Origin of the sequence: Micromonospora chersina (genome assembly GCF_900091475.1) — a bacterium.
Classification (GTDB): Bacteria; Actinomycetota; Actinomycetes; order Mycobacteriales; family Micromonosporaceae; genus Micromonospora; species Micromonospora chersina.
This window is the reverse complement of record NZ_FMIB01000002.1, coordinates 883,227-907,129: the sequence shown is the minus strand read 5'-3', so window position 1 is coordinate 907,129 and position 23,903 is coordinate 883,227. Positions and strand designations below refer to the sequence as shown.

Below are 23,903 nucleotides of genomic sequence, written 5' to 3'. Positions count from 1 at the left end.
GGCGGTCAGGGCAGGAGCTCCACGTACCCGTCGGTGCCGTGCACGCGAATGCGCTGACCGTCCCGGATCAGCCTGGTCGCACCCTGCACGCCGACGACGGCGGGCAGGCCGTACTCCCGGGCGATCACCGCCCCGTGGGTCATGAGGCCGCCCACCTCCGTCACCAGTCCCTCGACCGCCACGAACAGGGGTGACCAGCTCGGGTCGGTGTAGGGGGTGACCAGGATGTCACCCGGTCCGAGATCGGCCTCGGCCAGGTCCAGGATGACGCGGGCCCGACCCTCGACGATCCCGCCGGAGACCGGCAGGCCGACCAGCGCGCCGGCCGGCACCCCGTCGCGCCGGTACGCCCCGGCGATGCCCTCACCCTCGGAGGTGAGCACCCGGGGCGGTGTGAGCGTCTGATGCCACCGGAACTCGTCCTTCCGCCGCTGGATGAGCCGGTGATCCGCCCGGTGCGTGCGGACGACGTCGTGAAGCTCGGCGAACGTGAGGTAGAAGATGTCCTCCTGCGCGCCGAGCACGCCGGCCCGCACGAGGCGCTCGGCCTCCTCCAGCAGGGCCCGCTTGTAGACGAGGTAGCGGCTGATGATGGCGTACTTCGGATACTCCCGGTAGCCGATGAAGGTGCGGACCCGGTCGATCATCCGCTTGGTCTCGTCGGCCTTGCGCTGCCCGTCCGGCAGGGCCCGCAGCCGCGCCAGGACGTCCTGTTCCTTCTTCGCCGCCTCCCGGCGCCCCTGCTCGAAGCGCCGCGTGCTCTCGCCCGGCGCGAAGTTCCTGACGTTGTCGAGGATGACGGGCACGAGGGTACTGGGGCGCTCGCTCCAGCGGGGCCTCGTGATGTCGATCTCGCCGACGCAGCGCATGCCGTACCTGTCGAGGTAGGCCCCGATGGCGTCGCGCGCTTCCGGACCGCCCGGGAGCTTGGCCAGCTCGTCGAGGAAGCTCTCGTCCTCGACCCCCTGGAGGAAGGCCACCACCTCCGGGTGCGGGCGGATGACGTCGGCGACGTCCAGGAGCGCCAGCCCCATCTCCGAGGTGATGTTGTGGGGCGCGGACAACGTGAGCGTGTCCGCCGCGTTCCTGTCGCCCAGCCACGCCTCCAACTGGTCGTTGAGCCACCACGTGGCGTCCATCCCCGCCATGATCGCCTGCATGCTGCGCGGATCGCTGAGGAGCCGCTTCTGTTCCGCGAAGGCAGTCAGGAGGAAGTCGAACAGCGCGGGCCCGGACTTCGTCCCGATGTCGCGTCGCAGGGCGGCGACGGACGCCTGGCTGCGTGCGATCAGGTCGGCGACGATGGCCGGATCGGTCTCGATCGGGGCGGGCGTGCCGCCGGCGGGCGGCCTCGGGGGAGCCTGGTCGGGGAGTGACGGGATGAAGTCGCCGCGGTCGATGACGGTCTCCAGCGCGTCCCTGGTCAGCGGATCGCCCCGCCCCGCCATCTCCAGGAAACCGGCGCGGCGCGCCGGCGAGGCCAGGTGTGGGGTGACGTCCACGAACAGCCTGCCGCCGGCCTCGTGCATCGGCGCCATGGCCGTCATCTTCCACATCGACAGCCCCAGAGGCTTCATGGCGTCGGTCATCATCTGCTGGTGACCGACGGAGAGGTAGACGTGGTTCTCTCCGTCGCCGGCCTCGGGAATCGGGAACAGTGTCGTGATCGGCCGGCTCTGGACGACCTGGAAGCCGTCGTCGACCAGGCACCACTCGATGTCCTGGGGGTGGCCGAAGTGCGTCTCGATCCGCCGGCCCAGCTGCACCAGTCGCCGGACCTGCTCGTCCGTCAGCGCCGGCTTGTCCTGCCGCTCCGGGTCGATCGCCCGTTCCCGCGTGCCGCCGTCCGGCAGGGCGTGGACGGCGAGCCGCTTGGTGGCGATCGCCCTGTGGATGATCTCACCGTCCCGCACCCGGTAGGCGTCCGCGTTCACCAGCCCCGAGACCAGAGCCTCCCCGAGGCCGAAGCTGGCCTCCACGGAGGCGACCGTCCGGTTCGACGTGACGGGGTCGGCCGTGAACAGGACCCCGGCGGCCTGCGGGAAGACCATCTCCTGCACCACAACGGCCATGTGGACCGCGCGGTGGTCGATGCCGTTGCGCTGGCGGTAGGTCACGGCCCGCTCGGTGAACAGCGAGGCCCAGCAGCGGCTGACGTGCCGGAGGATCGCCGCCACCCCGATGACGTTCAGGTACGTGTCCTGCTGGCCCGCGAACGATGCCGTCGGCAGGTCCTCGGCCGTCGCGCTGGACCGGACGGCGTACGCGGCGTCCTCCCCGAGTTCCGCAAGGGCCCGGGTGATCGCCGCCGCCACGTCGTTTGGGACCGGTGCCTCTGCGATGCTCCGGCGGATGTCCGCACTGAGCGTTCGGATCGCCTCCCGGTCGTCCGGGTTCAGGCGCGACAGTTCAGCGAGCCGGTCGTCGACCGACGGAACGTCGGCCAGGACCCGGCGGAAGGCGTCCGTCGTCACGCAGAAGCCGTCCGGCACGCGGAGGCCGTCGATCCGCGCCAACGCCCCGAGGTGCGCGCCCTTGCCACCGACGATCGCCACCCACGTCTCGTCGACCTCCTGGAAACCCACCACGTACCGCTCGCTCATTCGCGCCCCATTTCTTCGCCCGTTCCCGGGTCCGGCCGACGATTCTGCGTCACGACCCCGGCCTTGCGGCAAGACCCCCGGTGCGATATACGTTAAAGTGGGAGCGATCTTCTGCCGTCATTCCGCAGCCGCGGCCCGAATTCATTTCCCGCAGAAGCGGAACCGGCGCATTCGGCTCTTCCTCCTGCGAGCGACGCTCTCCTAGTGGTCCTGCTGGCGGCGCACCATCTCGGCGATCCAGGTGGGCGCGTACGGCGAGGTGCAGCCCGGCGAGGTCGGGTAGTCCTTGAGCACCGCCAGCCGCTCGCCGATGTCGATGGCGCGGGCGCGGTGCTCGGCGTGGTCGATCCCGATCTGCGCCAGGCAGTTGTTCATCGCCCACTGCAGGCGATCCGGGGCGTCCTTCATCTCCGCCTCGATGACGTCGAGCAAGGCGGCGAGGTCGAGGCCCTCGGGCCTCCTCGCCACACGTTCGGCGGTCAGCGCCCAACCGGCGCTCGCGACCACCGGGTCCGGGTCGGCGGACCAGGCCACGCGCAGCTCTTCGGCGTGCGGATTCTTCTTCACCACGTTGTTCACGAGCCAGTCGTGCACCTTGGGCGTGCGCGCCTCGCGCAGCATGACGTCCAGCTCGTCCCGCTCGAACGCCTTCGGCCGGCAGACCAGGATCGCCAGCAGTCTCGCCGCCGTGTCGCCCGTCTGCCAGAGCTGGCACGCCAGGTCCTGCTGCGTCTTCAGCCGCTTCGCGAGCGTGCGCAGCCTGCCGAGGTTCACGCCGTGGTCGTCACCGTGTCTGGCGTTCACCTGGCGCGCCTTCGGGTCCTCCAGCGCGGCCAGCTCGGCCATCACCTCGGCCAGCCTGGTGTCGGCCACCTCAACCTCCCGCCCGTCGCGTGCGAGACGCAGCCTATGACGGAAACGCGCACGACACGCGGGGCCGTATTGACACCCTCACCCACCGCGAGGACATTCCCGGTGAGCCCGGTCGGTCGCGGCCGGGGCGTCCACGCGGAAGGACGATCGCCATGCACAAGATCAGGCTCACCCGCCGGGCCCGGACCGCCTCGGCGGTGGCGCTGCTCGCGCCGTCACTCGTGCTCGTGGCGGGGCCGGCACCGGCGTACGCCGCGGAGACCACCACCCGGATCCTCCAGGCCCCGATGGACCTCTCCGTCGTCCTGCCGTGCGCCAACGGCGGTCTCGGCGAGGTCGTGAACTTCGACGGCACGATCTCCGAGGTGTACCACGTGACCGTCGACGAGACCGGCGGCTTCCACGTGCACATCGTCGAGACTCAGTCCAGTGTGCACGGCGTCGGCGCGACGACCGGCGACCGGTACGTCAGCACCCGGGTCAACCTCTTCGTCTACAACCAGGGATCGGGTGGGCTGCCGATCACCTCCACCCAGCAACTGGTGTTCGGGATCGTCGGGCCGGGGCCGGGCAACGACGCCACGCTCCGGATCACGAACCACACCACCCTCAACGCCGACGGCACCGTGACGGTCGCCTTCGACACGTTCGCGGCGGACTGCGAGCCCACCGCGCCCTGACCCGCCCGACCGCGGTTGCCGCCGCGTCAGCGGTGCCTGCGGATGCGGTCCCAGGTGCTGGGGGCTTCGAGGCGTACCCCTGATCGGAGCGGGGTCGTGACGGGCCTGCCGCCGCCGGCGACGGCGGTGACCCGGCCGTGTTCGGCGCCGGCGGGCAGGTCGGCCGGCACGGCCGGGATGTCGGCGTCCAGCCTGACGCGGAGACCGGGCCAGCCGACCACGGACAGGTCGTTCGCGGCGTGGATCGTGGTCCGGGCGCCGAGCGGCCCGCGGACGGTGGCGACCGGGTCGCCGGCACGGACGACGGGGTGCAGCGCGATCGCCGACGTGGCGGTGCGGATCAGCGAGCGGGTCACCCGGAAGACCCGCTCCAACTGGACGGGGGTGTCCGCGCCGGGCTGCCCGAGGACGGCCCCGACGACGGTGATCTTCCGGCCGCCGACGGTGACGACGAACGCGAAGGACAGGCACCCCCCGGCCTCGTCGGTGGAGCCGGTCTTGATGCCCACGACGCCGTTGCGGCCGACGAGCGAGTTGTAGTTCTTGACCTCGCCGGCGACGGGCAGGGTGGCCTTCTTCTGGGCCACGATCTCCGCGAACGCGGGCAGGGCCATCGCCTTGCGGGCGAGGATCACCTGGTCGGCGGCGGTGCTGACGGTCGCCGGGCTGAGCCCGGACGGGTCGGTGTAGTGGGTGTTCCGCATGCCGAACTCGGCGGCCGTGTCGTTCATCTTGTCGACGAACGCCTCGATGCTGCCGGCGTCCCAGGCGGCGAGGATCCGCGCCATGTTGTTCGCCGACGGCAGCAGCACCGCCTGGAGGGCCTGGCGCTCGGTGAAGACCGCGCCCGCGGTGACGCGGATGAGGGACTCGCCGCGCGCGAGTTCGCTCGGGTACGCGGCGGCCTGCGCCGCGCTGACGGTCAGCTTCGGGCCGTGCTCGCCGCGGTCCAGGGGGTGCTCGGTCAGGATGACGTACGCCGTCATCACCTTGGCCACGCTGCCGATGGGCAGCGGTCGGCTGCCGCCCGAGGCGCCGATGGATCCGATGCCCTCCACGTAGAGGGCGGCCTGCCCGGACTGCGGCCACGGCAGGGCCGGCGCCGTGCCGGGGATGACTGTCGACGCGGGCAGCGTCCGCGTGACTGTCGGCGCGGGCAGCGGGTGGCGCAGCGGTGCGACCGCCACCAGCGCGGCGGCGAGCAGGAGCAGGGTCATCAGGATGCTGATCAGCGCCGGGAGACGCCGCCGGCGGCGGCGTGGCGGTGGCGGGACCCGCGGGATCACCTGGGTCGTCGCAGAGTCGAGCATGCTGTCTCCCCCGTGTGGTGCGCCGCGCGGCCCGGCAGGCGCCGGCGTGCTGATCTCGGTATCACCGCTGTGGTCACCCGGTCAAGGCGGCGCCGGCGTCGCGGGGCCACGTGTGGCCGGGCGGACGACCTACGAGGCCAACCGCTCGCCCGCGTGGCGACCCGAGCCGGCGAGTTCGACCCGGCCGTCCGACGGGTTGATCTCGGCCCACACGGCGTCGAGGGAGAGGCCGAGGACGTCGGCGATCGCGGCGATGGTCGGGAAGGCAGGGGTGGCCACGCGACCGGACTCGATCTTCCGGAGGGTCTCCGGGGAGACACCCGCGTCCAGCGCGGTGTGGAGCATCGACCTCTCCCCGCGGGCGCGCCGCAGGAGGGCGCCGAGGCGCTGACCGCGTTCGACCTCCGCGGGAGTGAGCGGCAACCTGACCATGACGCCGATTCTAGTACCGGGATAGTATGGCCGGGATACTTATTGGCCGCACGAGTGAGGCGCCGCATGATCGAGATCCTGGACCCCACCGAACTGCCCCGCGCCCGGGAGGCCGGTGCCCTGGTCGCCCACATCCTGCGCACGCTGCGGGGTCGCTGCGCGGTGGGCACGAACCTCCGGGACATCGACCGGTGGGCCCAGGCCATGATCATCGAGGCCGGGGCGCAGTCCTGCTACGTCGACTACGAGCCGTCCTTCGGGCGCGGGCCGTTCGGCCACTACATCTGCACGTCGGTCAACGACGCGGTGCTCCACGGGCGGCCGTACGACTACACGCTTGCCGACGGGGACCTGCTGTCGCTCGACCTCGCCGTCTCCCTGGGCGGAGTTGTCGCGGACTCCGCCGTCAGCTTCATCGTGGGCGACGCGAAGCCCGCGGAGAGCGTGGCGCTGATCAATGCGACCGAGCGGGCGCTGGCCGCGGGGATCGCCGCGGCCGGGCCGGGGGCGCGCGTCGGTGACATCTCCCATGCCATCGGCTCGGTCCTCCGTGCGGCCGGGTATTCGATCAACACCGAGTTCGGCGGTCACGGCGTCGGGTCGACGATGCACCAGGACCCGCACGTCGCCAACACGGGGCGGCCCGGTCGCGGGTACCCGCTGCGCCCCGGGCTGCTGCTGGCGCTGGAGCCGTGGGTCATGGCGGACACCGCCGAGCTGGTCACCGACGCCGACGGCTGGACGCTGCGCAGCGCGACCGGCTGCCGGACCGCGCACAGCGAGCACACGATCGCCATCACCGAGGACGGCGCCGAGGTGCTGACCCGCTAGGCGGCGCCGGACAGGTACTCGCCACGCCGCCGCGGGTCGAACTTCTCGATCGCGTACCGCAGCATGACCCGGGGCATCGCCCGGTACCGGGAGGCCAGGAACTCCTCCTCGGCCGCCCGGTCGCGGTTGCCCACCTCGCGCAGCATCCAGCCCACGGCCTTGTGGACGAGGTCGTGCGGGTCGCGCAGGAGCCGGTCGGCGAGGCGGAAGGTCCAGTCGAAGTCGCCGGCCCGGATGAAGGCGAACGTCGCCATGACGGCGATGCGCCGGTCCCACACCAGGCTCGACCCGGCCAACCGGTCCAGGACGCTCCGGTCCTTGTCGATGAGCCAGGGCCCGAGGATGTACGGGGCGGAGGAGTCCACCAGATCCCAGTTGTCGATGTGGCAGGTGTTGGCCAGGACGATGTCGACGATCCGGCCGCGTTCGGTCTCGTCCGCCCTGGCGAACTTGCGCACGAGGATGAACAGCGACGTGAGCCGCTCCTCGTGCACGCCGCCGGTCAGCAGGTCGGCGGTCTCGGCCAGCGAGAGGTCACGCCAGTACCGGCCGGCCACCCGGCGCTGGTCCGGCACCGGGACGCCGATGGCCGTGTCGCCCTCGCCGTAGCCGCCCGGGACGATCTGCAGGAACCGGCTCGACGCCTCCGCCCGGCGCGGGTCGGCGAGGCGGGCGAGGTCCCGCCGGACGTCCGTGCTCGTGGCCATGACTGAGCAACCTACCCGCTGTCACCGGCGGCGCGGTGTGATCAACCCCGCCTCGTACGCCCACACGACCAGTTGGGCGCGGTCGCGGCAGTGCAGCTTCGTCATGGCCCGGTTGACGTGCGTCTTGGCGGTCAACGGACTGATCACCATGCGTTCGGCGATCTCGTCGTTGCCCAGCCCCTGGGCCACCAGCTCGACGATCTCCTGTTCGCGGGCGGTCAGCACGTCGCGTCCGGCCGCCGGGTCGGCCGGTGGGGGACCGGCGACGAACTCGCTGATGAGCGTGCGGGTGACCGCGGGGGCGAGCAGCGCGTCGCCGCGGGCCACGACGGCGATGGCCTGGAGCAGGTCGGCGGGGTCGGCGTCCTTCAGGAGGAACCCGCTGGCGCCCGCGCGGAGGGCGGCGAAGACGTAGGAGTCGAGGCCGTAGTTGGTGAGGATGAGGACGCGGACCGCCGTGAGGTCGGGATCGGCGGCGAGGCGCCGGGTGGCCTCGATGCCGTCGAGTCCCGGCATCTGCACGTCCATCAGCACGACGTCCGGCCGCAGGCGTCGGGACAGCTGAACCGCCGCGGCGCCGTCGGCGGCCTCCCCGACGACCTCCAGGCCGTCCTCGGCGTCGAGCAGGGCCCGGAATCCGGCCCGCATGAGCGCCTGGTCGTCGGCGAGCAGGACCCGGATCACGTCAGCCACGATCCGCGGCGGGCTGGGCGGGGAGGACGGCCCCCGGCGTGCCGGCTGCGTCCAGCGGGAAGGCCGCTCGTACCGCGAACCCACCGCCGTCGCGGGCGGCGGCCCGGAGCGTGCCGCCCACTCCGGTGACCCGTTCCCGCATGCCGCGCAGGCCCACACCCGGGGTCACCGGCCGGGCCGGCGACGCCTGCCCGTCGTCGGTCACCGAGACGGTCAGCCGCGCCGGGGCGTACTCGACGTGGACCCGGGCGGTGGCGGGGCCGGCGTGGCGGGCCACGTTGGTCAGCGCCTCCTGGACGACGCGGTAACCGGCCTGGTCGACCTCGGCGGGCAGGTCCCGGGGCTCACCGGTGACGGTCACCTGCACCGGCACGCCGGCCGCCCGGGTCCGCTGGGCGAGCTCGTCCACCCGGGCCAGCCCGACGGGGTCCTCGTCGGAGGGCGCGCGCAGGACGTCCAGGGTGGCCCGCAGTTCCCGCATCGCGGCGCTGCTGGCCTCCTGGATCGCCAGCAGCGTGGCCGACGGTTCCTCGCCGTGCTTGCGGGCCAGGTGCACGGCGATCCCGGTCTGCACCTTGATCACCGAGATGTTGTGGGTCAGCGAGTCGTGCAGGTCGCGGGCGATGCGCAGGCGCTCCTCGCCGGCGCGGCGCAACGCCATCTCCTCCCGGGTGCGTTCCGCCTCGATCGCGCGCTGCTCGACCTGTTCCAGGTACGCCCGGTGCTGCCGCGCGACGAGCCCGGCCACGTTGGCCGCCACGAACCAGCCCAGCAGCAGGGCGGTCCGCTCGGCGATCTGCTGGCCCGGCCGGCCGGCGGGCGCGACGGAGACGTCCCGGGCCAGGAAGCCGCCGAGGAAGACGAGGCTGGCCAGCACGGCGGCCGACCGGTGGCCGCGCCAGGCGGCGAGGTAGACCGTGCCGAGGACCGGGAACGCGGCGGACACCCCGGAGTGGACGCGGACGTGCAGGGCCAGCATGGCGGCGGTCACCACGACCAGCGCCACCACCGGGTGCCGCCGGCACGCCGCCAGGGCCGCGGCCATGACCAGGACCAGGGCGACGTCGACCACCCGCACCGGGGCGGCGTCCGGCGCGAGCGCGGCGTTGCCCAGCAGGAGGCCGCCGAGGGCGAGGCCGCCGAGGGCGTACGGCAGATCACGGCGCATGGCCGAACTGTAGAACGGTCGTCGCGGGCGGAGCATCCCCCGCCCGTGGTAGGTGGGCGTACCGCGGACGCGGTACCGGCGGCCGGTCAGATGCCTGCGGCGGCACGACGCTTTCCCGGCCCGCCGCCGCGAGCATCGAGCCCATGACATACCGCTTCTTCACCCCCGCGAGGGCATCGGCCGCGACCGGTCTCACCGCGGAGGTCTACCGGCAGCTGCGGGACGAGTTCCTCGGCCCGGTGCCCACCTTCCAGGCGCTCTCGGCCGTGCCGGAGCTGCAGGCCGCGACCTGGGCGCTGATGCGCGAGGCCCTGCTCGCCGGGGACGCGTCCCGGGTCGACCGCGAGCTCGTCGCGGCGGTGGTCTCCCGCGCCAACCGCTGCCGGTTCTGCGTCGACGCCCACGTCATGCTGCTGCACGCGCTGGGCGAGCACGCGCTGGCCGAGGTGATCGCCCGGGGCGGCACGCCACCGGAGCCGCGGCAGGCCGAGCTTGTCGCCTGGGCCGAGGCCAGCCGCAACCCCGCGACCGCCGCCTGGACCGGCCGGCACGGCCCCGAGGTCACCGGCACCCTGCTCGCCTTCCACTTCATCAACCGGATCGTGTCGGCGTTGCTCGACCCGGATCTGCTGCCCGGCGGCCTGCAACGCTCCCCGCTGGTGCGGTCGGTCGGGGGCCGGCTCTACGCCCGGGCGGCGCGGGAGCCGAAGGAGCCCGGCCGCAGCCTCCCGCTGCTCGACGCCGGCCCGACGGCCCCACCGGCCTGGGCGGGGGACAGGCCGGTGGGCGTCGCGTTCGCGTCGATGCGGGCCGCCGCCCTGCGCGGCGGCGACCTCCTGGGCGACGTGGCCCGCCGGACCGTCGAGGCGACAGTGCGCTGGGAGGACGGACACTTCCCGGCCCGGCCCGCGGACTGGGCCGTCGACCTCGTCCGGGACGTGCCCGGCACGGACCGCGTCGGGACACGCATCGCCCTGCTGGCGGCGTTCGCACCCAGCGCGATCAGCGTGGGCGACGTCGCCCTCTGGCGGCTCTCCCACCCGGGCGACGCCGACCTCGTGCGGCTGGTCGCCTACGGCGCCGTCACGGCCACCGATCACGTCGCCCGGGCACTGTCCGCGGCTCACCTCTAGGAGGTCACCATGCGCAAGGTCTTCGTCGTCGTCAGCGCCCTGTCGCTCGCCGCCTTCGCCCTGCAGTTCGTCTTCGCCGCCGTGGGCGCGTTCACGAAACCCGCGGGCGACGGCGCCTACGCCCTGCACAGCGTCACCGGAATGGCCGTCATCCCCGTGCTCAGCCTGCTCACCGTCCTGTTCGCCGCGCTGGCCAAGGCGCCGGGCCGGCTCGTCGGCCTGGCGGCCCTGCCGCTCGGCCTCGTCGTCGTGCAGGCGCTCCTGGCCGCGCTCGCGAACGGGGCCACCGACGCCGCGGGCGCCAGCACCCCGTTCGGCCTGACCATCGCCGGACTGCACGCGGTCAACGGCATCGTCGCGGTGCACGTCGTGGTCAACGTCCTCAGGGGAGCGCGGCAGTTGGCCCGCCCGGAACCGGCCGTGACCGCCCCGGCGGCCGTCCGCGAGCAGGAGCCGGCGTGAGCACCGGCTCACTGCTCGCGGCCGACCTGGTGATCGCGGTCCTCGCGGCCGCCGCGTGGCTGGGCGGCGGCGCCGCGTCGGCCGCCCGCCGCCGTCCGCTCGCACGATGGCTGGCCGCCGTCGCGCTGCTCGCCACCCTCGCCCGCGCCGTCACGATCACCGCGCTCGCCCGTGCCGGCTGGTGGTTCGCGGCGGAGAAGGTCCTCATCGCCGCGCCGCTCTCGCTCGCCGCGGTGGCCGTCGCCGGGCCGCGGCTGCTGCGGGCCACGGGCGACATCCGGTCCGTCGCGGTCCCGCTCCTCTTCGCCGGGTACGCCGACAGCGCCGCCCTGCTCGTGACGGTCCTGCACGGCTATCCGGCGTCGGCCGGCGCGGGACTGCTCGCGGTCGCCGGGATCGTCGGGGCGACCGCGGTGTCGTGGCGGCTGCTCGGCGCGCCCCCGTCCCCGACCGTCTCCCGGACGGCCCTCGCCGTGGCGGTCGCGGCGCTGCTGACCGGAACCGGGCTGGCCGCCGCCCCGGGCGCCGCTCCCGGCGTACCCCATGATCACGGATCGGGGGACGCGCGGCCCGCCGGCGAACCGACCAGGCGGTTCACGCTGACGGCCGCGACGGCGACGGTGCGGGTGGGCGGCCGCGACGTCGCGGCGTGGGCGTTCGACGGGCAGGTTCCCGGCCCGGAGCTGACGGCCACGGTCGGCGACGTCCTGGAGGTCAAGCTGCGCAACCGGGACATCGCGCGGGGTGTGACGCTGCACTGGCACGGCTACGACGTGCCGAACAGCCAGGACGGGGTGCCCGGCGTGACGCAGGCCGCGGTGCTGCCCGGACAGGAGTTCGTCTACCGGTTCCGCGCCGATCAGGCCGGCACCTACTGGTACCACACGCACGCGGTGTCCGACCTCGGCGTGCGGATGGGCCTCTACGGCGTCCTGGTCGTGCGTCCGGGCCCGGCGACCGGCGTCGACGTCACGGTGCCGGTGCACACCCTCTCCGGACTTCCCCTGCCGCCGGCGAGAACGGAGCCGGTGGCGGCGGGAACGCCCGTGCGGCTGCGCCTGGTCAACACCGACAGCACGACACACCGGTACGCCCTGGCCGGCACTCCGTTCCAGGTCGCCGCGATCGACGGATCCGACCTGCGCGGCCCCACCTCCCTCGCCGGGACCGCCGTGCTGATCCCCGCCGGGGGACGCTACGACCTGGTGTTCACCGCGCCCGCCACGCCGGTGGCGCTGTTCGTCGACGGGCGGGCCGTCTACGCGACCGGGCCGGTGTCGACGGCGACCGGCGGGTGGCCCGTGCTGGACCCGCTCACCTACGGCGCCGCCGCTCCGGTGCCGTGGTCCCGTTTCGACCGGGAGTTCACCCTGGTGCTCGACCGCGGGCTCGACCTGCACGGACTCCTCCCGCGCTACGCCCACACCGTCAACGGCGCGGCCGACCCGGACATCCCGCCGCAGGTCGTCCGCCTCGGCGACGTCGTGAGGTTCACGATCGTGAACCGGTCGCAGACGGTGCACCCGTGGCACCTGCACGGCCATCACGTCCTGGTGCTGTCGCGCAACGGGGAACCGGCGACCGGCAGCCCGCTGTGGCTGGACTCCTTCGACGTGCGCCCCGGCGACGTCTGGGAGGTGGCGTTCCGGGCCGACAACCCGGGGATGTGGGCCAACCACTGCCACAATCTGAAGCACGCCGACGCCGGGATGACGCTGCACCTGATGTACCGGAGCTGACCGCTTCCGTCGACGCGCGGGCAATCTCGCGAAAACTTGATTCGTTCCAGAAGAGTGGGCTATGTTCGGGACATGACGTCCGACCTCGAGGCCCAGCTCCGTGCGGCCTCGTTGCGCGTGACCCGGCCCCGGTTGGCGGTGCTCAGCGCGCTGCGCGACCACCCCCACGTCGACACCGACACCGTGATCGCGCTGGTACGGGCGAATCATCCCACGGTGTCCCACCAAGCGGTGTACGACGTACTGCGTGTCCTCACCGACGCCGGTCTGGTGCGGCGCATCCAGCCCGCCCGGGCGACCGCCCGCTACGAGTCGCGGGTGGGCGACAACCACCACCACGTCGTGTGCCGCTCCTGCGGCGCGATCGCCGACGTCGACTGCGCCGTCGGCCATGCCCCCTGTCTCACCGCCTCGGACGACCACGGATTCGTGGTCGACGAGGCGGAGGTCGTCTACTGGGGCACCTGCCCCGACTGCGCGACCGAACGCACGTCCCAGTGAACCGCCAGTTCGGAAGGAAGTAGATGAGCGACATCCAGGACAACGCTCCCTCCAGCGCGCAGGGCGTGGACAAGAAGGAGGCGGCCGGCTGCCCGGTCGCGCACGACTCCGTCACCGCGCACGGCAGCGAGAGCGAGAACCCGGCGATCGACTCGCCGACCCCGAAGACCGGGGGTCGTCCGCGCACCAACCGCGACTGGTGGCCCAACCAGCTCGACCTGTCGGTGCTGCACGCGCACTCGCCGAAGGGCAACCCGCTGGGGCCGGACTTCAGCTACGCCAAGGAGTTCGAGAAGCTCGACGTCGAGGCCCTCAAGCAGGACATCGTCACCGTCCTCACCACCTCGCAGGACTGGTGGCCGGCCGACTTCGGCCACTACGGCGGCCTCATGATCCGGATGAGCTGGCACGCCGCGGGCACCTACCGCATCGAGGACGGCCGCGGTGGCGCCGGCGACGGCGGCCAGCGGTTCGCCCCGCTCAACAGCTGGCCGGACAACGCCAACCTGGACAAGGCGCGCCGGCTGCTGTGGCCGGTCAAGCAGAAGTACGGCCAGAAGATCTCGTGGGCCGACCTGCTCGTGCTCGCCGGCAACGTCGCCCTGGAGTCGATGGGCTTCAAGACCTTCGGCTTCGGCTTCGGCCGCGAGGACGTCTGGGAGCCCGAGGAGATCTTCTGGGGCCCGGAGGACACCTGGCTCGGCGACGAGCGCTACGCCTCCGAGAAGGAGATGACGCCCGGTGTCGGCGCGACCGAGATGGGTCTCATCTACGTCAACCCGGAGGGCCCGCGCGGCAACGCGGACCCGGCCGCCGCGGCGCACTTCATCCGCGAGACCTTCCGCCGGATGGCGATGAACGACGAGGAGACCGTCGCCCTCATCGCCGGGGGCCACACGTTCGGCAAGACCCACGGCGCCGGCGTCGCCGACGACCACGTGGGCCCCGAGCCCGAGGGCGCCCCGCTGGAGGCGCAGGGCCTGGGCTGGCTGAGCACCCACGGCAGCGGCAAGGGCGCCGACACGATCACCAGCGGTCTCGAGGTGACGTGGACCGACCGGCCGACGCAGTGGAGCAACCGCTTCTTCGAGATCCTCTTCGGCTACGAGTGGGAGCTCACCACGAGCCCCGGCGGCGCCAAGCAGTGGGTCGCCAAGGACGCCGAGGCGATCATCCCGGACGCCCACGACCCGTCGAAGAAGCACAAGCCGACGATGCTCACGACCGACCTGTCGCTGCGCGTCGACCCGGCGTACGAAAAGATCTCCCGCCGGTTCCTGGAGAACCCCGACGAGTTCGCGCTCGCGTTCGCCAAGGCCTGGTACAAGCTGCTGCACCGCGACATGGGTCCGGTCAGCCGCTTCCTCGGGCCGTGGGTCCCGGAGCCCCAGCTGTGGCAGGACCCGGTGCCGGCCGTCGAGCACGAGCTCGTGGGTGACGCCGACGTCGCCGCCCTCAAGGCGAAGGTGCTGGAGTCCGGCCTCACGACCGCCCAGCTGGTCTCCACCGCCTGGGCCTCCGCGGCCAGCTACCGGTCCACCGACAAGCGCGGCGGCGCCAACGGCGCCCGGATCCGCCTGGAGCCGCAGCGCAGCTGGGAGGTCAACCAGCCCGAGCAGCTCGCGACCGTCCTGGGGACCCTCGAGGGCATCCAGCGGGAGTTCAACGCGGCCGGCGGCGCGCAGATCTCCCTCGCGGACCTGATCGTGCTGGCCGGCTCGGCCGCCGTCGAGAAGGCGGCGCGCGACGCCGGCGTCGAGGTGACCGTGCCGTTCCACCCGGGCCGCACCGACGCCACGCAGGAGCAGACCGACGTCGAGTCCTTCGCGGTCCTCGAGCCGCGTGCCGACGGGTTCCGCAACTACCTGCGTGCCGGCGAGAAGACCCAGCCGGAGGTGCTGCTCGTCGACCGCGCCTACATGCTGAACCTGAGCGCACCGGAGATGACCGTCCTCGTCGGCGGCCTCCGCGCGCTCGGGAACAACGTCGGGGGCACGTCGCACGGCGTCCTCACCGACCGGCCCGGCGTGCTCACCAACGACTTCTTCGCCAACCTGCTCTCCCCGGGCACCCGGTGGAAGGCGTCGGAGTCCGACGAGCACGTCTACGAGATCCGCGACCTGGCCACCGACGAGGTGAAGTGGACCGCCACCGCGGTCGACCTCATCTTCGGCTCCAACTCCCAGCTGCGCGCCCTCGCCGAGGTCTACGCCAGCGAGGACGCCCGCGAGAAGTTCGTGACCGACTTCGTCGCGGCCTGGACCAAGGTCATGGAGCTCGACCGGTTCGACCTCGCCTGACCGGCACCGACCGACGAGCCCGGCCGATCCACGAGCGATCGGCCGGGCTCGCCCGTCGTCGGGGCCGCGTCACCCGGCCGCGGCCAGCTCACGGTCGGGCACGGACGGGGAATCCGGGCGGCGGGGCAGCAGCAGCGGGCTGGCGAGGATCAGCAGGCCCGCGACCACGATGGCGGTGCGCGGGCTGGTGGCGCCCGCGAGCAGGCCGCCGAGCGCGCTGAGGACGGCGATGGCGGCGCTGCTGCTGATCGACCAGGCCGACAGGGTGCGGGCGACGCGGTCGGAGGGGGTGTGCTCCAGCCGGTAGGTGGCGAGCACCGGGTTGTACAGGCTCATGCTGATGATGATCGCGAGCTCCACGGCGATCACCGTCGCGAGGCCGGCGACACCGGGCTGGACGAAGGCGAGGCCGATGAGCCAGACCGCGCGCAGCGTGCCGACCGTACGGAGGATCCGATGCTGGCCGTGGCGCGCCACGACGCGGCGGGCGAGGCGTGAGCCGACGAGGCCGCCGAGGCAGGGGGCGGCGAAGGCGAGGCCGTACTGCCAGGGCGGGAATCCCAGCTCGCGGAGCAGGAGCACGGCCAGCAGCGGCTCGGTGGCCATGATCAGACCGCTGACGAGCAACTGGTTGAGGTAGAGCGCACGCAGGCCGGGATGGGCCAGCAGATGCCGCCAGCCGTCGAGCAGCTCGCCGGCCCGTACCCGGCTCCGGTCGGTCCGCGGCGGGTGCTCCTCCCGGTCGCGGATCGCCGTGACGCCCAGCGCGGACAGCAGGTAGCTGAGCGCGTCGGCCACCACCGTGGTCACCGGCCCGAACAGCCCGATGGCGGCTCCGCCCAGCGGCGGCCCGACGGCGATGGAACTCCAGGTCGTGGACTCGAACCGCGCGTTGGCCACGAGCAGGTCGTCGCGCCGGACGAGCGCCTTGAGGTAGGCGCCGCTGGCCGCGCCGAAGGCGATCTTGGCGGCGGCGGCCACGGCCGACACGACGAGCAACTGGACGAAGCTGAGCCGGCCGAGGGCGTAGGCGACCGGGATCGTCAGCATGGCCGCGAACCGGGCCAGGTCCATGGCGATCATCACCGGCCGCTTGCGGCGGAACTCCACCCACGGCCCGAGGGGCACGGCGATGAGCGCGCCCACCGCCGGCCCCACCGCCGACAGCGCGGACACCTGGGCGGGGCTGGCGTCCAACACCAGCACGGCGATCAGCGGCAACGCGCCGAACCCCAGCGCCGAGCCGTACGCGCTGACCGCGTAGGACGCCCACAACCATCCGAACTGCCGGCCCAGGGGCCGCCTGACCACCAAAACCCCGCGCCCCCGCTCCCCACGAACCCGCTGTCCGCCGCTGCGATCAAAGCAAGACCGCACGGTCGGATCAAACACCGGACCGCGTAGGCGGTGCGTGACCCGTCCGCCGTCGGTCCCGGGACCGGGCGCGCGCTTGAAAAAGCAGCGCCTGGGGTACGGGAACCGGATGCCAGATGTGGGGGACCTCATCGGCGACCGTTACCGCCTGGTCGCCCGGATCGCCGGCGGCGGCATGGGCGAGGTGTGGCGCGCCGTCGACGAGACGTTGAAGCGCACCGTGGCCGTCAAGGTGCTGCACAGCCGGGTCATGACCGACGCGAGCGCCGGTGAGCGTTTCCGGCGCGAGGCGCGGGCGATGGCGGCGCTGCGGCATCCCGGTGTCGCGGAGGTCTACGACTACGGCGAGACCACCCTGCCCGGCGCGTCCGGTCTCGCCTACATCGTGATGGCGTACGTGCAGGGCCAGCCGCTGTCGGAGCGGATCGCGGAGGCCGGTCGCCTCGGCGCCGCCGAGACACTGTCGATCGTCGCGCAGACCGCCCGCGCCCTCCAGGCCGCCCACGACGTCGACGTGGTGCACCGCGACGTCAAGCCGGGCAACCTCGTCATCGAGCCGGACGGGCACGTCGTCCTCGTCGACTTCGGCATCGCGCTGTCCCCGGACGCGACGGAGTTGACGGCCGCGAACCAGGTAGTGGGCACCGCCCTGTACATGGCGCCGGAGCAGCTGACCAGAAGCGGCGCCATCGGTCCCGCCGTGGACGTCTACGCGCTCGGGTGCGTGGCGTACCACTGCCTCGCCGGCCACCCCCCGTTCGCCGGTGACAACCCCGTGGCCGTGGCGTTGCGCCGCCTGGAGGAGGAGCCACCACCTCTGCCCGATGACGTCCCGGCACCCGTCCGCGACCTGGTCGCCTCCGCCATGGCCCGCAGCGCCGGTGACCGGATTCCGACCGCCGCGGCCCTGGCCGCCACCGCCGAGGCGGTCGCCGGATCACCCGGTGCGCCGACCGGTCCGGTGCTCGCGGCTCCGGCGGTGCCGCGAGCCGCCGGTCCCACGACCCGCGCGCTACCGGTGGTCGCCGCGCCGCCCCGGCGAGCGACGGGCCGCCGGCGGGCGGTCGCCGGCATCGTCCTGGCGCTCCTCGCCGCGGCAGCCGCCGCCGTCGTGCTCGCCGATCCCGCCGGGTGGTCGCCCGGCCCGTCCGGGGTGCCGACGCCGTCCGTGGTCAGATCGGATCCGGATTCCGGCGGCGGTGGCCCGTCGGGTACGCCGACCCGGGCGCGGAACGCCCCCGCCGACCCGGACGTGACCACGACCACGTCCTCGTCCCGAGCGTCCCAACCCGCGCCCGCCGACGCCACGCCGTCGCGCGGCGACGGGACTGCCACGACATCCGCCACACCGTCGCGGGCGCCGTCCAGCGCACCGTCCGGAGAGTCGACGGGGGAGCCGACGCAGGAGTCGACAGGTGCTGCGTCCGCCTCGCCGTCGCCGCAGGCGACCGAGTGATCGTGCCTCGCCGGGCCCCCGCTACCGGGCCGGCAGCACGCAGAACTCGTTGCCGTCGGGGTCGGCCAGCACCACCCAGCTGACGTCGCCCTGGCCGATGTCGATCCGGGTCGCGCCGAGGGTCAGCAGCCGGTCGACCTCCGCCCGCTGGTCACCGCCGGCAGGTGGCACGAGGTCGAAGTGCAGCCGCTGCTTGCCGGTCCTCGGCATCAGCGGCGGGCCGCCCCAGGTGATCTTCGGGCCGCCGAGCGGTGACTGGATCGCGGTCTCCTCGTCCTGGTCCCAGACCAGCGGCCACCCCAGCGCCGCACTCCAGAAGTAGCCGACCTTCTGCGTGCCGTCGCAGGCCAGCGCGCCGACGAAGCCGCAGCCGGCGAGGAAGTTGTTGCCGGGTTCGATGACGCAGAACTCGTTGCCGTCGGGGTCGGCGAGCACCACGTGATCCGCCTCCGGACCCTGGCCGACGTCGATGTGCCGCCCGCCCAGTTCCAGCGCTCTCGCCACGGTCTGCCGCTGGTCCTCCAGCGAGGTGCTCGTGAGGTCGAAGTGGGCCCGGTTCTGGCCGACCTTCTCACTCGCGGTGGGAAGGAAGCGGATCCGGAACCCGGCGTCGTCGTCGGGCAGGAGCGCGACTCCGCCAAGTGGATCGTCGGCCACCTCGCGGCCCAGGACGCCGGACCAGAACTCCGCGAGACGCCGAGGTCGGGTCGCGTCGAAGCTGATCGCGAACAGTTGACACGTCATCCCGCGCTCATCTCCGATCCCGCTGCTGTCGACGGTGCACTCCCCACCCCGTCGAGCGGGAGCCTAGGGGCCGGTCGGCGCCACCCGCACCCGAGTTTCGGCACCGCCCCCGGTCGACGTTCCGGGCGCCGGCGCCAGCAGTTCGCGGCTCCGGTCGAGCACGAGACGCCGCGGCCCGCCGTCACCGTGGGCCGGCCAGCCCCCGGCGACCGCCGCCTGGATCAGTGCCGCCACCAGCCGCGGCGTGACCGGCTCCAGGGCGAAGACCTCGGCCACCCGGTCCGACGGCGCGGTGATGATCGGTCCGAAGTTGAGCCACGGGTCGTCGAAGGCCACGAGGATCTCCAGTCCGGCGACCCGCGTCGCGGCGTGCCAGACCCGGACGACGACGTGAGCGGGGTCGGCGTGACGGACCGTCCACCGGTAGTCGACACCGTCGACGCGAATCGTCCGCCTGCGGGTCCGGGCCATGGGGGCGAGGGTAGGCGGCGCCGAAAGGGCGCGCGCCGGCGGTCCGGACCGTGTCAGCATGCTCGGCATGCCCGATCGCGCACTGAGCTTCGGAACGATGGCGGAGGCGTACGAACGGTTCCGGCCGGGGTATCCCGCGGCGGTCTTCGACACGGTGCTGACGTACGCCGGTCGGCCCGTCCGGACCGCCCTGGAGATCGGCGCCGGCACGGGCAAGGCGACCCGCCTCTTCGCGGAACGCGGGGTGACCGTCACCGCCACCGAGCCCGACGGGGCCATGCTCGCCGAGCTGCGCAGGCACGTACCGGCGACCGTCACGACCGTGCGGGCCGCGTTCGAGGACCTGCGGCCGGGCGGACGCTACGACCTGGTCTACGCGGCCGCCGCGCTGCACTGGACCGAGCCCGAGGGCCGGTGGTCGCGGGTGGCCGCGCTGCTGGAGCCGGGCGGGGTGTTCGCCTCGTTCGGCGGGCCGGTACGGCTGGCCGACCCGGCGGTGGAGGAGGCGGTGCGCGCGGCCCGGGCGCCGTTCCTGGCGAGCGACGACGTGCCGTCCCCGGACGGGACGCCTCCGGACCAGGACATGCAGTGGCCGGGCACCGAGCTTCAACGGTCCGGGTGGTTCGCCGACGTCCGGCAGTCCGTCATCGAGCGGCGCGCGACGGTGACCGCCCGCGACTACGTGGGCCTGCTCTCCACCGTCTCGGCCTATCTCGTCCTGCCGGGCGCGGACCGGGAGGAGGTGTACCGCCGGATCATGCGGGTCCTGCCCGAGACGGTCGAGATCGTCGGCGACATCACCGTTCACCTCGCGCGCCAGCGCCACCAACCGTAGTCCCCCGGCGAAGCCGACCGCCCGACCGCAGGTCATGGCGGGTCCGCCCGCTACCGTTGCCGCTGTGCGGGCGGCAGTGGGTGAGACGATCGGCTTCTCGGTGCTCGGCTCCGTCCGGGTCGTCCGTGCCGGCGCCGAGGTGCGCCTGGGCGCCCGCCAGCAACGCCTCGTGCTCGCGTTGCTCCTGGCCCGGGCCGGTTCCCCGGTCTCGCTGAACGAGCTGGTCGACATGCTCTGGGACGAGGAGGCGCCGGCCAGCGGCGCGAACATCGTGCACCGGCACGTCGGGGTGCTCCGGCGGCTGATCGAGCCCGGCCTGCCCACCCGGTCGGCGGGCCGGCACCTCCTCCGGGACCTCTCGGGCTACCGGCTGCGCGCCGACGAGGAGTCCCTGGACCTGCTGGCGTTCCGGTCGCTGAGCCGGCTCGCGGGCCGTCGCCTCCAGGAGGGCGACCCGGAGGCGGCGCTGCGGCACTCCCTCGACGGGCTGCGGCTGTGGCGTGGCCGGTGCGCCGATGGCCTGGAACCGGCCACCCACCGGCATCCGGCGTTCCTCGCCGTGGAGGCCGAACGCGTCCAGGCCGTGCGCGAGGCCGCCGACGCCGCAGAGCGCTGCGGCCGGCTGGGCGCGGTGCTGGCGCCGTTGCGGCAGGCCGCCGAGCACCATCCGCTGGACGAGTCGCTGCAGAGCCGGTTGCTGCTGGCGCTCGCCGCCGACGGCCGCCAGGCGGAAGCCGTCGAGACGTACCGGGTGGTGCGCCGCCGGCTCGCCGAGGACCTGGGCATCGATCCGGGCGAGGAGTTGCGCGAGGCGTACGACCGGCTGCTGCACCAGCGCATCCGGCCGGCGCGTACCGGGCCGCCTTCTCTTCCCCGGCCCGCGCAGCTGCCACCGGACCTGCCCTTCTTCAACGGCCGGGACGACCTCATCGCCGAGGCCCGCGCCGCGGTCGCGACCCCGGGCGGCCCGGCGGTGCTCGCGATCGACGGCATGCCCGGGATCGGCAAGACCGCCCTCGCGGTCCACCTCGCCCACGGGTTCGCCGCCGACTACCCCGACGGCCAGCTCTACGTCGACCTGCGCGGATACGACGGGCGCGAGCCGGCCATGAGCCCCACGGAGGCGCTGCGCGGCTTCCTCGGCTCGCTCGGGGTCCCGCAGGAGAGCATCCCGGCCGAGCTGCACGCCCAGGCGGGCCTGTACCGCAGCAGCCTCGCCGGCCGGCGCATGGTGGTCGTGCTCGACAACTGCCGGGACGCCGAGCAGATCCGGCACCTGCTGCCGGGCAGCCCCGGCTGCCTGGTGATCGTGACCAGCCGCAGCCGGCTCAGCACCCTGCTGACCACGGCCGGCGCGCACCCGTTGCCGGTCGGCCTGCCGAGCGTCGAGGAGGCCCGCGCGGCGCTCCTGCGGCCGCTCGGCGCCGCCCGCCTCGCGGCGGACCCGGCCGCGATCGACGCCATCATCGCCAGCTGCGGGCGGCTCCCGCTCGCGCTGGCCGTGGTGGCCGCCCGCGCGGCCACCCGGCCGGGGACGCCACCGGCGCAGATCGCCGCGGAGCTGGCCCGCGCGCCCGGCAGTCTGGACGGGTTCGACGGCGACGACCCGCAGACCGGCCTGCGTGCCGTCTTCTCCTGGTCCTACCAGGCACTCTCCGCCCCGGCCGCCCGGCTCTTCCGGCTGCTGCCGGTCCATCCCGGCCCCGACCTCTCGACCGCCGCGGCGGCGGGCCTGGCCGGCGTCCCGCTGCGGACCGCGCGGACGCTGCTCGGCGAACTGAGCCGCGCGCACCTGGTCAGCGAGGACCTGCCGGACCGTTACCGCACCCACGACCTGCTGCGGGCCTACGCCGCGGAGCTGGGCGAGGAGAACGACGGCCCGGCCGAGCGCGCCGCCGCGGAGCTGCGCTGCCTGGAGTTCTACCGGGCCAGCAGCTACCAGGCGCACCGGTGGCTGCTGACCTCCGAGCACCATCCGCTGATCGAGCCGGGGCCGGGCGAGACGCCGCTGCGCTTCGCCGGGCACGGCGACGCCATGCGCTGGTTCACCGCCGAGCGGCAGGCCCTGACCGCGCTGGTCCGCCGGGCCGCCCGGCAGGGCCGGCACACCGAGGCCTGGCAGCTCGCCCTGGGCATGCAGCACTTCTTCGACCGCAGCGGCCGGTGGGTGGACTGGACGGCGACCGGCGAGGTGGCCCTGGAGGCCGCCCGGGCCGGCGGGGATCTGATCGGTCAGGCCCGGATGCACCGCAGCCTGGCCGGGGCGGCCTACTTCCGGCACGAGCACGAGACCGCCGTCGGGCATCTCGACCGGGCCCTCGAACTGCTGGCCCGGCTCGGCCTGCACGCCGAGATGACCCGGGCCGGGATCAACCGGGCCATGATCCTGAGCGCGCAGGGGCGGCACGAGGAGGTCGTCCGGGCGCTGTCGGCGGTGCTGGAGTCGTGGGCGGCCGGCGACGACAAGCTGCTCGCCGACGTCCTGGTGATCATGGCCGGCAGCTGCGTCGACCTGGACCGGGTCGACGAGGCCCTGCGCGGCGCCGAGCAGGCGATGGCGCTGTCGCGCGCGGCGCGGTACCGGTTGGGCGTCGCCGAGGCGTGGGAGGTGCTCGGCCGGGTGCACGCCGCGCGCCGGGAGCCCGGGAAGGCGGTCGACTGCTGGCGGGAGTCGGCCGTCGCCTACCAGGAGGCCGCGGCCGCGGCGCCGGCCGCGGAGGTGCTGGCGCTGGTCGGCGACGCCCTCGCCGCCGGCGGCGACCAGGACGCCGCGGTACGCGCCTGGCAGGAGGCGCTGGCCCTGATCCCGTACGCGCAGAGCCGGACCGGCCGGCGGCTGGCCGGCCTGCTCGCCGCGATCACGCCGCGTTCCTGACCGATCGCGGCCGGCAACGTCACTCGATCCGCACTCACGGATCAGTCCGTCGGCATCGGTCGTCCCTAGGCTCGGGCCTCACTCACCGTTGCTCCTGCCTCTGGGGGAGACATCGTGCTACGGGCACCCCTGGAATCACCGGCCGTCCGGGCCGAGCGCATGACCGCGCTGCACGCGGACCACGCCCCCGCGGTGCTGCGGCTCCTGCTCGTGCTGACCCGCGGCCAGCGGCAGACCGCCGAGGACCTGCTCCAGGAGACGCTGCTGCGCGCGTGGCGGCACCTCGACTCGGTGCCCGTCGAGCCCGATGCCGCCCGGCGGTGGCTCCTCACCGTCGCCCGGCGCCTCGTCATCGACGGCGTCCGGCTGCGCCGGGGCCGCCCGGCCGAGGTCCACCTCGTCGACATGACCTGGATCCCGGCCGGTGACGACACCACCGGCACGGCGCTCGCCGCGTACGCCATCCGCCGCGCGCTCGGCCGGCTGAGCCCGGCGCAGCGCAGCCTGCTCTCCGAGGTGTACCTGGTGGGGCGGTCGCCGGCGGAGGTCGCGGGCCGGCTGGGGGTGCCGATCGGCACGGTGAAGTCCCGCACCCACCACGCGCTGCGCGCCCTGCGCACCAACCTCGACGCGGCCTGAGAACGGTCGTGCCCGGCCGGTGGGTCGGGCCGCGTCGACCGCCGGCAGCTCAACGCTGAGGCGCGCGCCTGCCCTCG

Annotated in this window: 21 protein-coding genes; 11 read left to right on the top strand and 10 right to left on the bottom strand. The window is 73.8% G+C overall.

What is annotated here, in order from left to right; all coding sequences use genetic code 11:
- Positions 1 to 5: 5 nt before the first annotated feature.
- Together rph and GA0070603_RS04135 are read right to left on the bottom strand one after the other, a co-directional pair.
- Positions 6 to 2,603: a rifamycin-inactivating phosphotransferase gene (rph, locus tag GA0070603_RS04140; protein ID WP_091307360.1), complete on the bottom strand. Its 2,598-nt coding sequence runs from the start codon at positions 2,601 to 2,603 to the stop codon at positions 6 to 8.
- A gap of 201 nt (positions 2,604 to 2,804) precedes the next feature.
- Positions 2,805 to 3,449 carry a DNA alkylation repair protein gene (locus GA0070603_RS04135; RefSeq protein ID WP_091321512.1) on the bottom strand — a complete coding sequence of 215 codons (645 nt, stop codon included), beginning with the start codon at positions 3,447 to 3,449 and terminating at the stop codon, positions 2,805 to 2,807.
- A 179-nt stretch (positions 3,450 to 3,628) separates the two neighbouring features.
- Here GA0070603_RS04135 and GA0070603_RS04130 point away from each other — a divergent pair, with 179 nt between their 5' ends.
- On the top strand, positions 3,629 to 4,156 hold the full coding sequence (locus tag GA0070603_RS04130) for a hypothetical protein (RefSeq protein ID WP_091307356.1): 528 nt from the start codon (positions 3,629 to 3,631) through the stop codon (positions 4,154 to 4,156).
- Between the two features lie 26 nt (positions 4,157 to 4,182).
- Here the strand turns inward: GA0070603_RS04130 and GA0070603_RS04125 are convergent, their stop codons facing one another.
- Both GA0070603_RS04125 and GA0070603_RS04120 read right to left on the bottom strand, forming a co-directional pair.
- The gene (locus tag GA0070603_RS04125) at positions 4,183 to 5,466 is read right to left on the bottom strand and encodes a D-alanyl-D-alanine carboxypeptidase family protein (protein ID WP_091307352.1); all 1,284 of its coding nucleotides are present in this window, start codon (positions 5,464 to 5,466) and stop codon (positions 4,183 to 4,185) included.
- 129 nt (positions 5,467 to 5,595) lie between these two features.
- Entirely contained in the window at positions 5,596 to 5,898 is a 303-nt protein-coding gene (locus GA0070603_RS04120; RefSeq protein ID WP_091307349.1) for a helix-turn-helix transcriptional regulator, read from the bottom strand.
- Between the two features lie 66 nt (positions 5,899 to 5,964).
- On the opposite strand from GA0070603_RS04120, the gene map reads away from it, so the two are divergent.
- Positions 5,965 to 6,729 (top strand): type I methionyl aminopeptidase, encoded by a 765-nt coding sequence (gene map / locus GA0070603_RS04115; RefSeq protein WP_091307345.1) that lies wholly within the window; start codon positions 5,965 to 5,967, stop codon positions 6,727 to 6,729.
- Here map and GA0070603_RS04110 read toward each other — a convergent pair.
- Genes GA0070603_RS04110 through GA0070603_RS04100 form a run of 3 tightly spaced genes read right to left on the bottom strand, consistent with a single transcriptional unit; the run spans position 6,726 to position 9,297 of the window.
- Complete coding sequence (locus GA0070603_RS04110; protein ID WP_091307343.1) at positions 6,726 to 7,436, bottom strand: DNA alkylation repair protein; 711 nt, start codon at positions 7,434 to 7,436, stop codon at positions 6,726 to 6,728. The two genes, map and GA0070603_RS04110, sit on opposite strands and share 4 nt — an antisense overlap.
- A gap of 21 nt (positions 7,437 to 7,457) precedes the next feature.
- Entirely contained in the window at positions 7,458 to 8,120 is a 663-nt protein-coding gene (locus tag GA0070603_RS04105; protein ID WP_091307338.1) for a response regulator, read from the bottom strand.
- A gap of 1 nt (position 8,121) precedes the next feature.
- Positions 8,122 to 9,297 carry a sensor histidine kinase gene (locus GA0070603_RS04100; RefSeq protein ID WP_244282384.1) on the bottom strand — a complete coding sequence of 392 codons (1,176 nt, stop codon included), beginning with the start codon at positions 9,295 to 9,297 and terminating at the stop codon, positions 8,122 to 8,124.
- 143 nt (positions 9,298 to 9,440) lie between these two features.
- On the opposite strand from GA0070603_RS04100, the gene GA0070603_RS04095 reads away from it, so the two are divergent.
- The 5 genes from GA0070603_RS04095 to katG all read left to right on the top strand — a co-directional run bounded on the left by GA0070603_RS04095 (position 9,441) and on the right by katG (position 15,432).
- Positions 9,441 to 10,430: a carboxymuconolactone decarboxylase family protein gene (locus GA0070603_RS04095; protein ID WP_091307333.1), complete on the top strand. Its 990-nt coding sequence runs from the start codon at positions 9,441 to 9,443 to the stop codon at positions 10,428 to 10,430.
- Between the two features lie 9 nt (positions 10,431 to 10,439).
- A complete protein-coding gene (locus tag GA0070603_RS04090; protein WP_091307329.1) occupies positions 10,440 to 10,892 on the top strand; it encodes a DUF6220 domain-containing protein in 453 nt (150 codons plus the stop codon).
- Positions 10,889 to 12,631: a multicopper oxidase family protein gene (locus tag GA0070603_RS04085; protein ID WP_091307326.1), complete on the top strand. Its 1,743-nt coding sequence runs from the start codon at positions 10,889 to 10,891 to the stop codon at positions 12,629 to 12,631. The genes GA0070603_RS04090 and GA0070603_RS04085 overlap by 4 nt, the downstream gene beginning before the upstream one ends.
- A gap of 72 nt (positions 12,632 to 12,703) precedes the next feature.
- The gene (locus tag GA0070603_RS04080) at positions 12,704 to 13,132 is read left to right on the top strand and encodes a Fur family transcriptional regulator (protein WP_091307322.1); all 429 of its coding nucleotides are present in this window, start codon (positions 12,704 to 12,706) and stop codon (positions 13,130 to 13,132) included.
- A gap of 23 nt (positions 13,133 to 13,155) precedes the next feature.
- Positions 13,156 to 15,432, top strand: coding sequence for a catalase/peroxidase HPI (katG, locus tag GA0070603_RS04075; protein ID WP_091307319.1), 2,277 nt, complete (start codon positions 13,156 to 13,158; stop codon positions 15,430 to 15,432).
- A gap of 69 nt (positions 15,433 to 15,501) precedes the next feature.
- On the opposite strand, the gene GA0070603_RS04070 is transcribed toward katG, so the two are convergent.
- The gene (locus GA0070603_RS04070) at positions 15,502 to 16,743 is read right to left on the bottom strand and encodes an MFS transporter (protein ID WP_091321510.1); all 1,242 of its coding nucleotides are present in this window, start codon (positions 16,741 to 16,743) and stop codon (positions 15,502 to 15,504) included.
- A 172-nt stretch (positions 16,744 to 16,915) separates the two neighbouring features.
- Here GA0070603_RS04070 and GA0070603_RS04065 point away from each other — a divergent pair, with 172 nt between their 5' ends.
- Positions 16,916 to 18,262, top strand: coding sequence for a serine/threonine-protein kinase (locus tag GA0070603_RS04065; RefSeq protein ID WP_091307316.1), 1,347 nt, complete (start codon positions 16,916 to 16,918; stop codon positions 18,260 to 18,262).
- Between the two features lie 21 nt (positions 18,263 to 18,283).
- On the opposite strand, the gene GA0070603_RS04060 is transcribed toward GA0070603_RS04065, so the two are convergent.
- Both GA0070603_RS04060 and GA0070603_RS04055 read right to left on the bottom strand, forming a co-directional pair.
- Positions 18,284 to 19,006, bottom strand: a complete 723-nt coding sequence (locus GA0070603_RS04060) for a VOC family protein (protein ID WP_091307312.1) — start codon at positions 19,004 to 19,006, stop codon at positions 18,284 to 18,286.
- Between the two features lie 63 nt (positions 19,007 to 19,069).
- Positions 19,070 to 19,477 carry a hypothetical protein gene (locus GA0070603_RS04055; RefSeq protein ID WP_139131796.1) on the bottom strand — a complete coding sequence of 136 codons (408 nt, stop codon included), beginning with the start codon at positions 19,475 to 19,477 and terminating at the stop codon, positions 19,070 to 19,072.
- A gap of 67 nt (positions 19,478 to 19,544) precedes the next feature.
- Between GA0070603_RS04055 and GA0070603_RS04050 the strand changes: the two genes are divergently transcribed.
- The 3 genes from GA0070603_RS04050 (at position 19,545) to GA0070603_RS04040 (ending at position 23,826) form a co-directional block, all read left to right on the top strand.
- Positions 19,545 to 20,312 (top strand): class I SAM-dependent methyltransferase, encoded by a 768-nt coding sequence (locus GA0070603_RS04050; protein ID WP_091321508.1) that lies wholly within the window; start codon positions 19,545 to 19,547, stop codon positions 20,310 to 20,312.
- Between the two features lie 64 nt (positions 20,313 to 20,376).
- Positions 20,377 to 23,187, top strand: coding sequence for an AfsR/SARP family transcriptional regulator (locus GA0070603_RS04045; protein WP_167544481.1), 2,811 nt, complete (start codon positions 20,377 to 20,379; stop codon positions 23,185 to 23,187).
- A 114-nt stretch (positions 23,188 to 23,301) separates the two neighbouring features.
- Positions 23,302 to 23,826 (top strand): sigma-70 family RNA polymerase sigma factor, encoded by a 525-nt coding sequence (locus tag GA0070603_RS04040; RefSeq protein ID WP_208862796.1) that lies wholly within the window; start codon positions 23,302 to 23,304, stop codon positions 23,824 to 23,826.
- Positions 23,827 to 23,903: the final 77 nt, after the last annotated feature.

Coding starts and splice junctions, on each gene's coding strand:
- rph (WP_091307360.1), bottom strand. CDS start 2,603: ATGAGCGAGCGGTACGTGGTGGGTTTCCAGGAGGTCGACGAGACGTGG.
- GA0070603_RS04135 (WP_091321512.1), bottom strand. CDS start 3,449: ATGGCCGAGCTGGCCGCGCTGGAGGACCCGAAGGCGCGCCAGGTGAAC.
- GA0070603_RS04130 (WP_091307356.1), top strand. CDS start 3,629: ATGCACAAGATCAGGCTCACCCGCCGGGCCCGGACCGCCTCGGCGGTG.
- GA0070603_RS04125 (WP_091307352.1), bottom strand. CDS start 5,466: ATGCTCGACTCTGCGACGACCCAGGTGATCCCGCGGGTCCCGCCACCG.
- GA0070603_RS04120 (WP_091307349.1), bottom strand. CDS start 5,898: ATGGTCAGGTTGCCGCTCACTCCCGCGGAGGTCGAACGCGGTCAGCGC.
- map (WP_091307345.1), top strand. CDS start 5,965: ATGATCGAGATCCTGGACCCCACCGAACTGCCCCGCGCCCGGGAGGCC.
- GA0070603_RS04110 (WP_091307343.1), bottom strand. CDS start 7,436: ATGGCCACGAGCACGGACGTCCGGCGGGACCTCGCCCGCCTCGCCGAC.
- GA0070603_RS04100 (WP_244282384.1), bottom strand. CDS start 9,297: ATGCGCCGTGATCTGCCGTACGCCCTCGGCGGCCTCGCCCTCGGCGGC.
- GA0070603_RS04095 (WP_091307333.1), top strand. CDS start 9,441: ATGACATACCGCTTCTTCACCCCCGCGAGGGCATCGGCCGCGACCGGT.
- GA0070603_RS04090 (WP_091307329.1), top strand. CDS start 10,440: ATGCGCAAGGTCTTCGTCGTCGTCAGCGCCCTGTCGCTCGCCGCCTTC.
- GA0070603_RS04080 (WP_091307322.1), top strand. CDS start 12,704: ATGACGTCCGACCTCGAGGCCCAGCTCCGTGCGGCCTCGTTGCGCGTG.
- katG (WP_091307319.1), top strand. CDS start 13,156: ATGAGCGACATCCAGGACAACGCTCCCTCCAGCGCGCAGGGCGTGGAC.
- GA0070603_RS04065 (WP_091307316.1), top strand. CDS start 16,916: ATGCCAGATGTGGGGGACCTCATCGGCGACCGTTACCGCCTGGTCGCC.
- GA0070603_RS04060 (WP_091307312.1), bottom strand. CDS start 19,006: ATGACGTGTCAACTGTTCGCGATCAGCTTCGACGCGACCCGACCTCGG.
- GA0070603_RS04055 (WP_139131796.1), bottom strand. CDS start 19,477: ATGGCCCGGACCCGCAGGCGGACGATTCGCGTCGACGGTGTCGACTAC.
- GA0070603_RS04050 (WP_091321508.1), top strand. CDS start 19,545: ATGCCCGATCGCGCACTGAGCTTCGGAACGATGGCGGAGGCGTACGAA.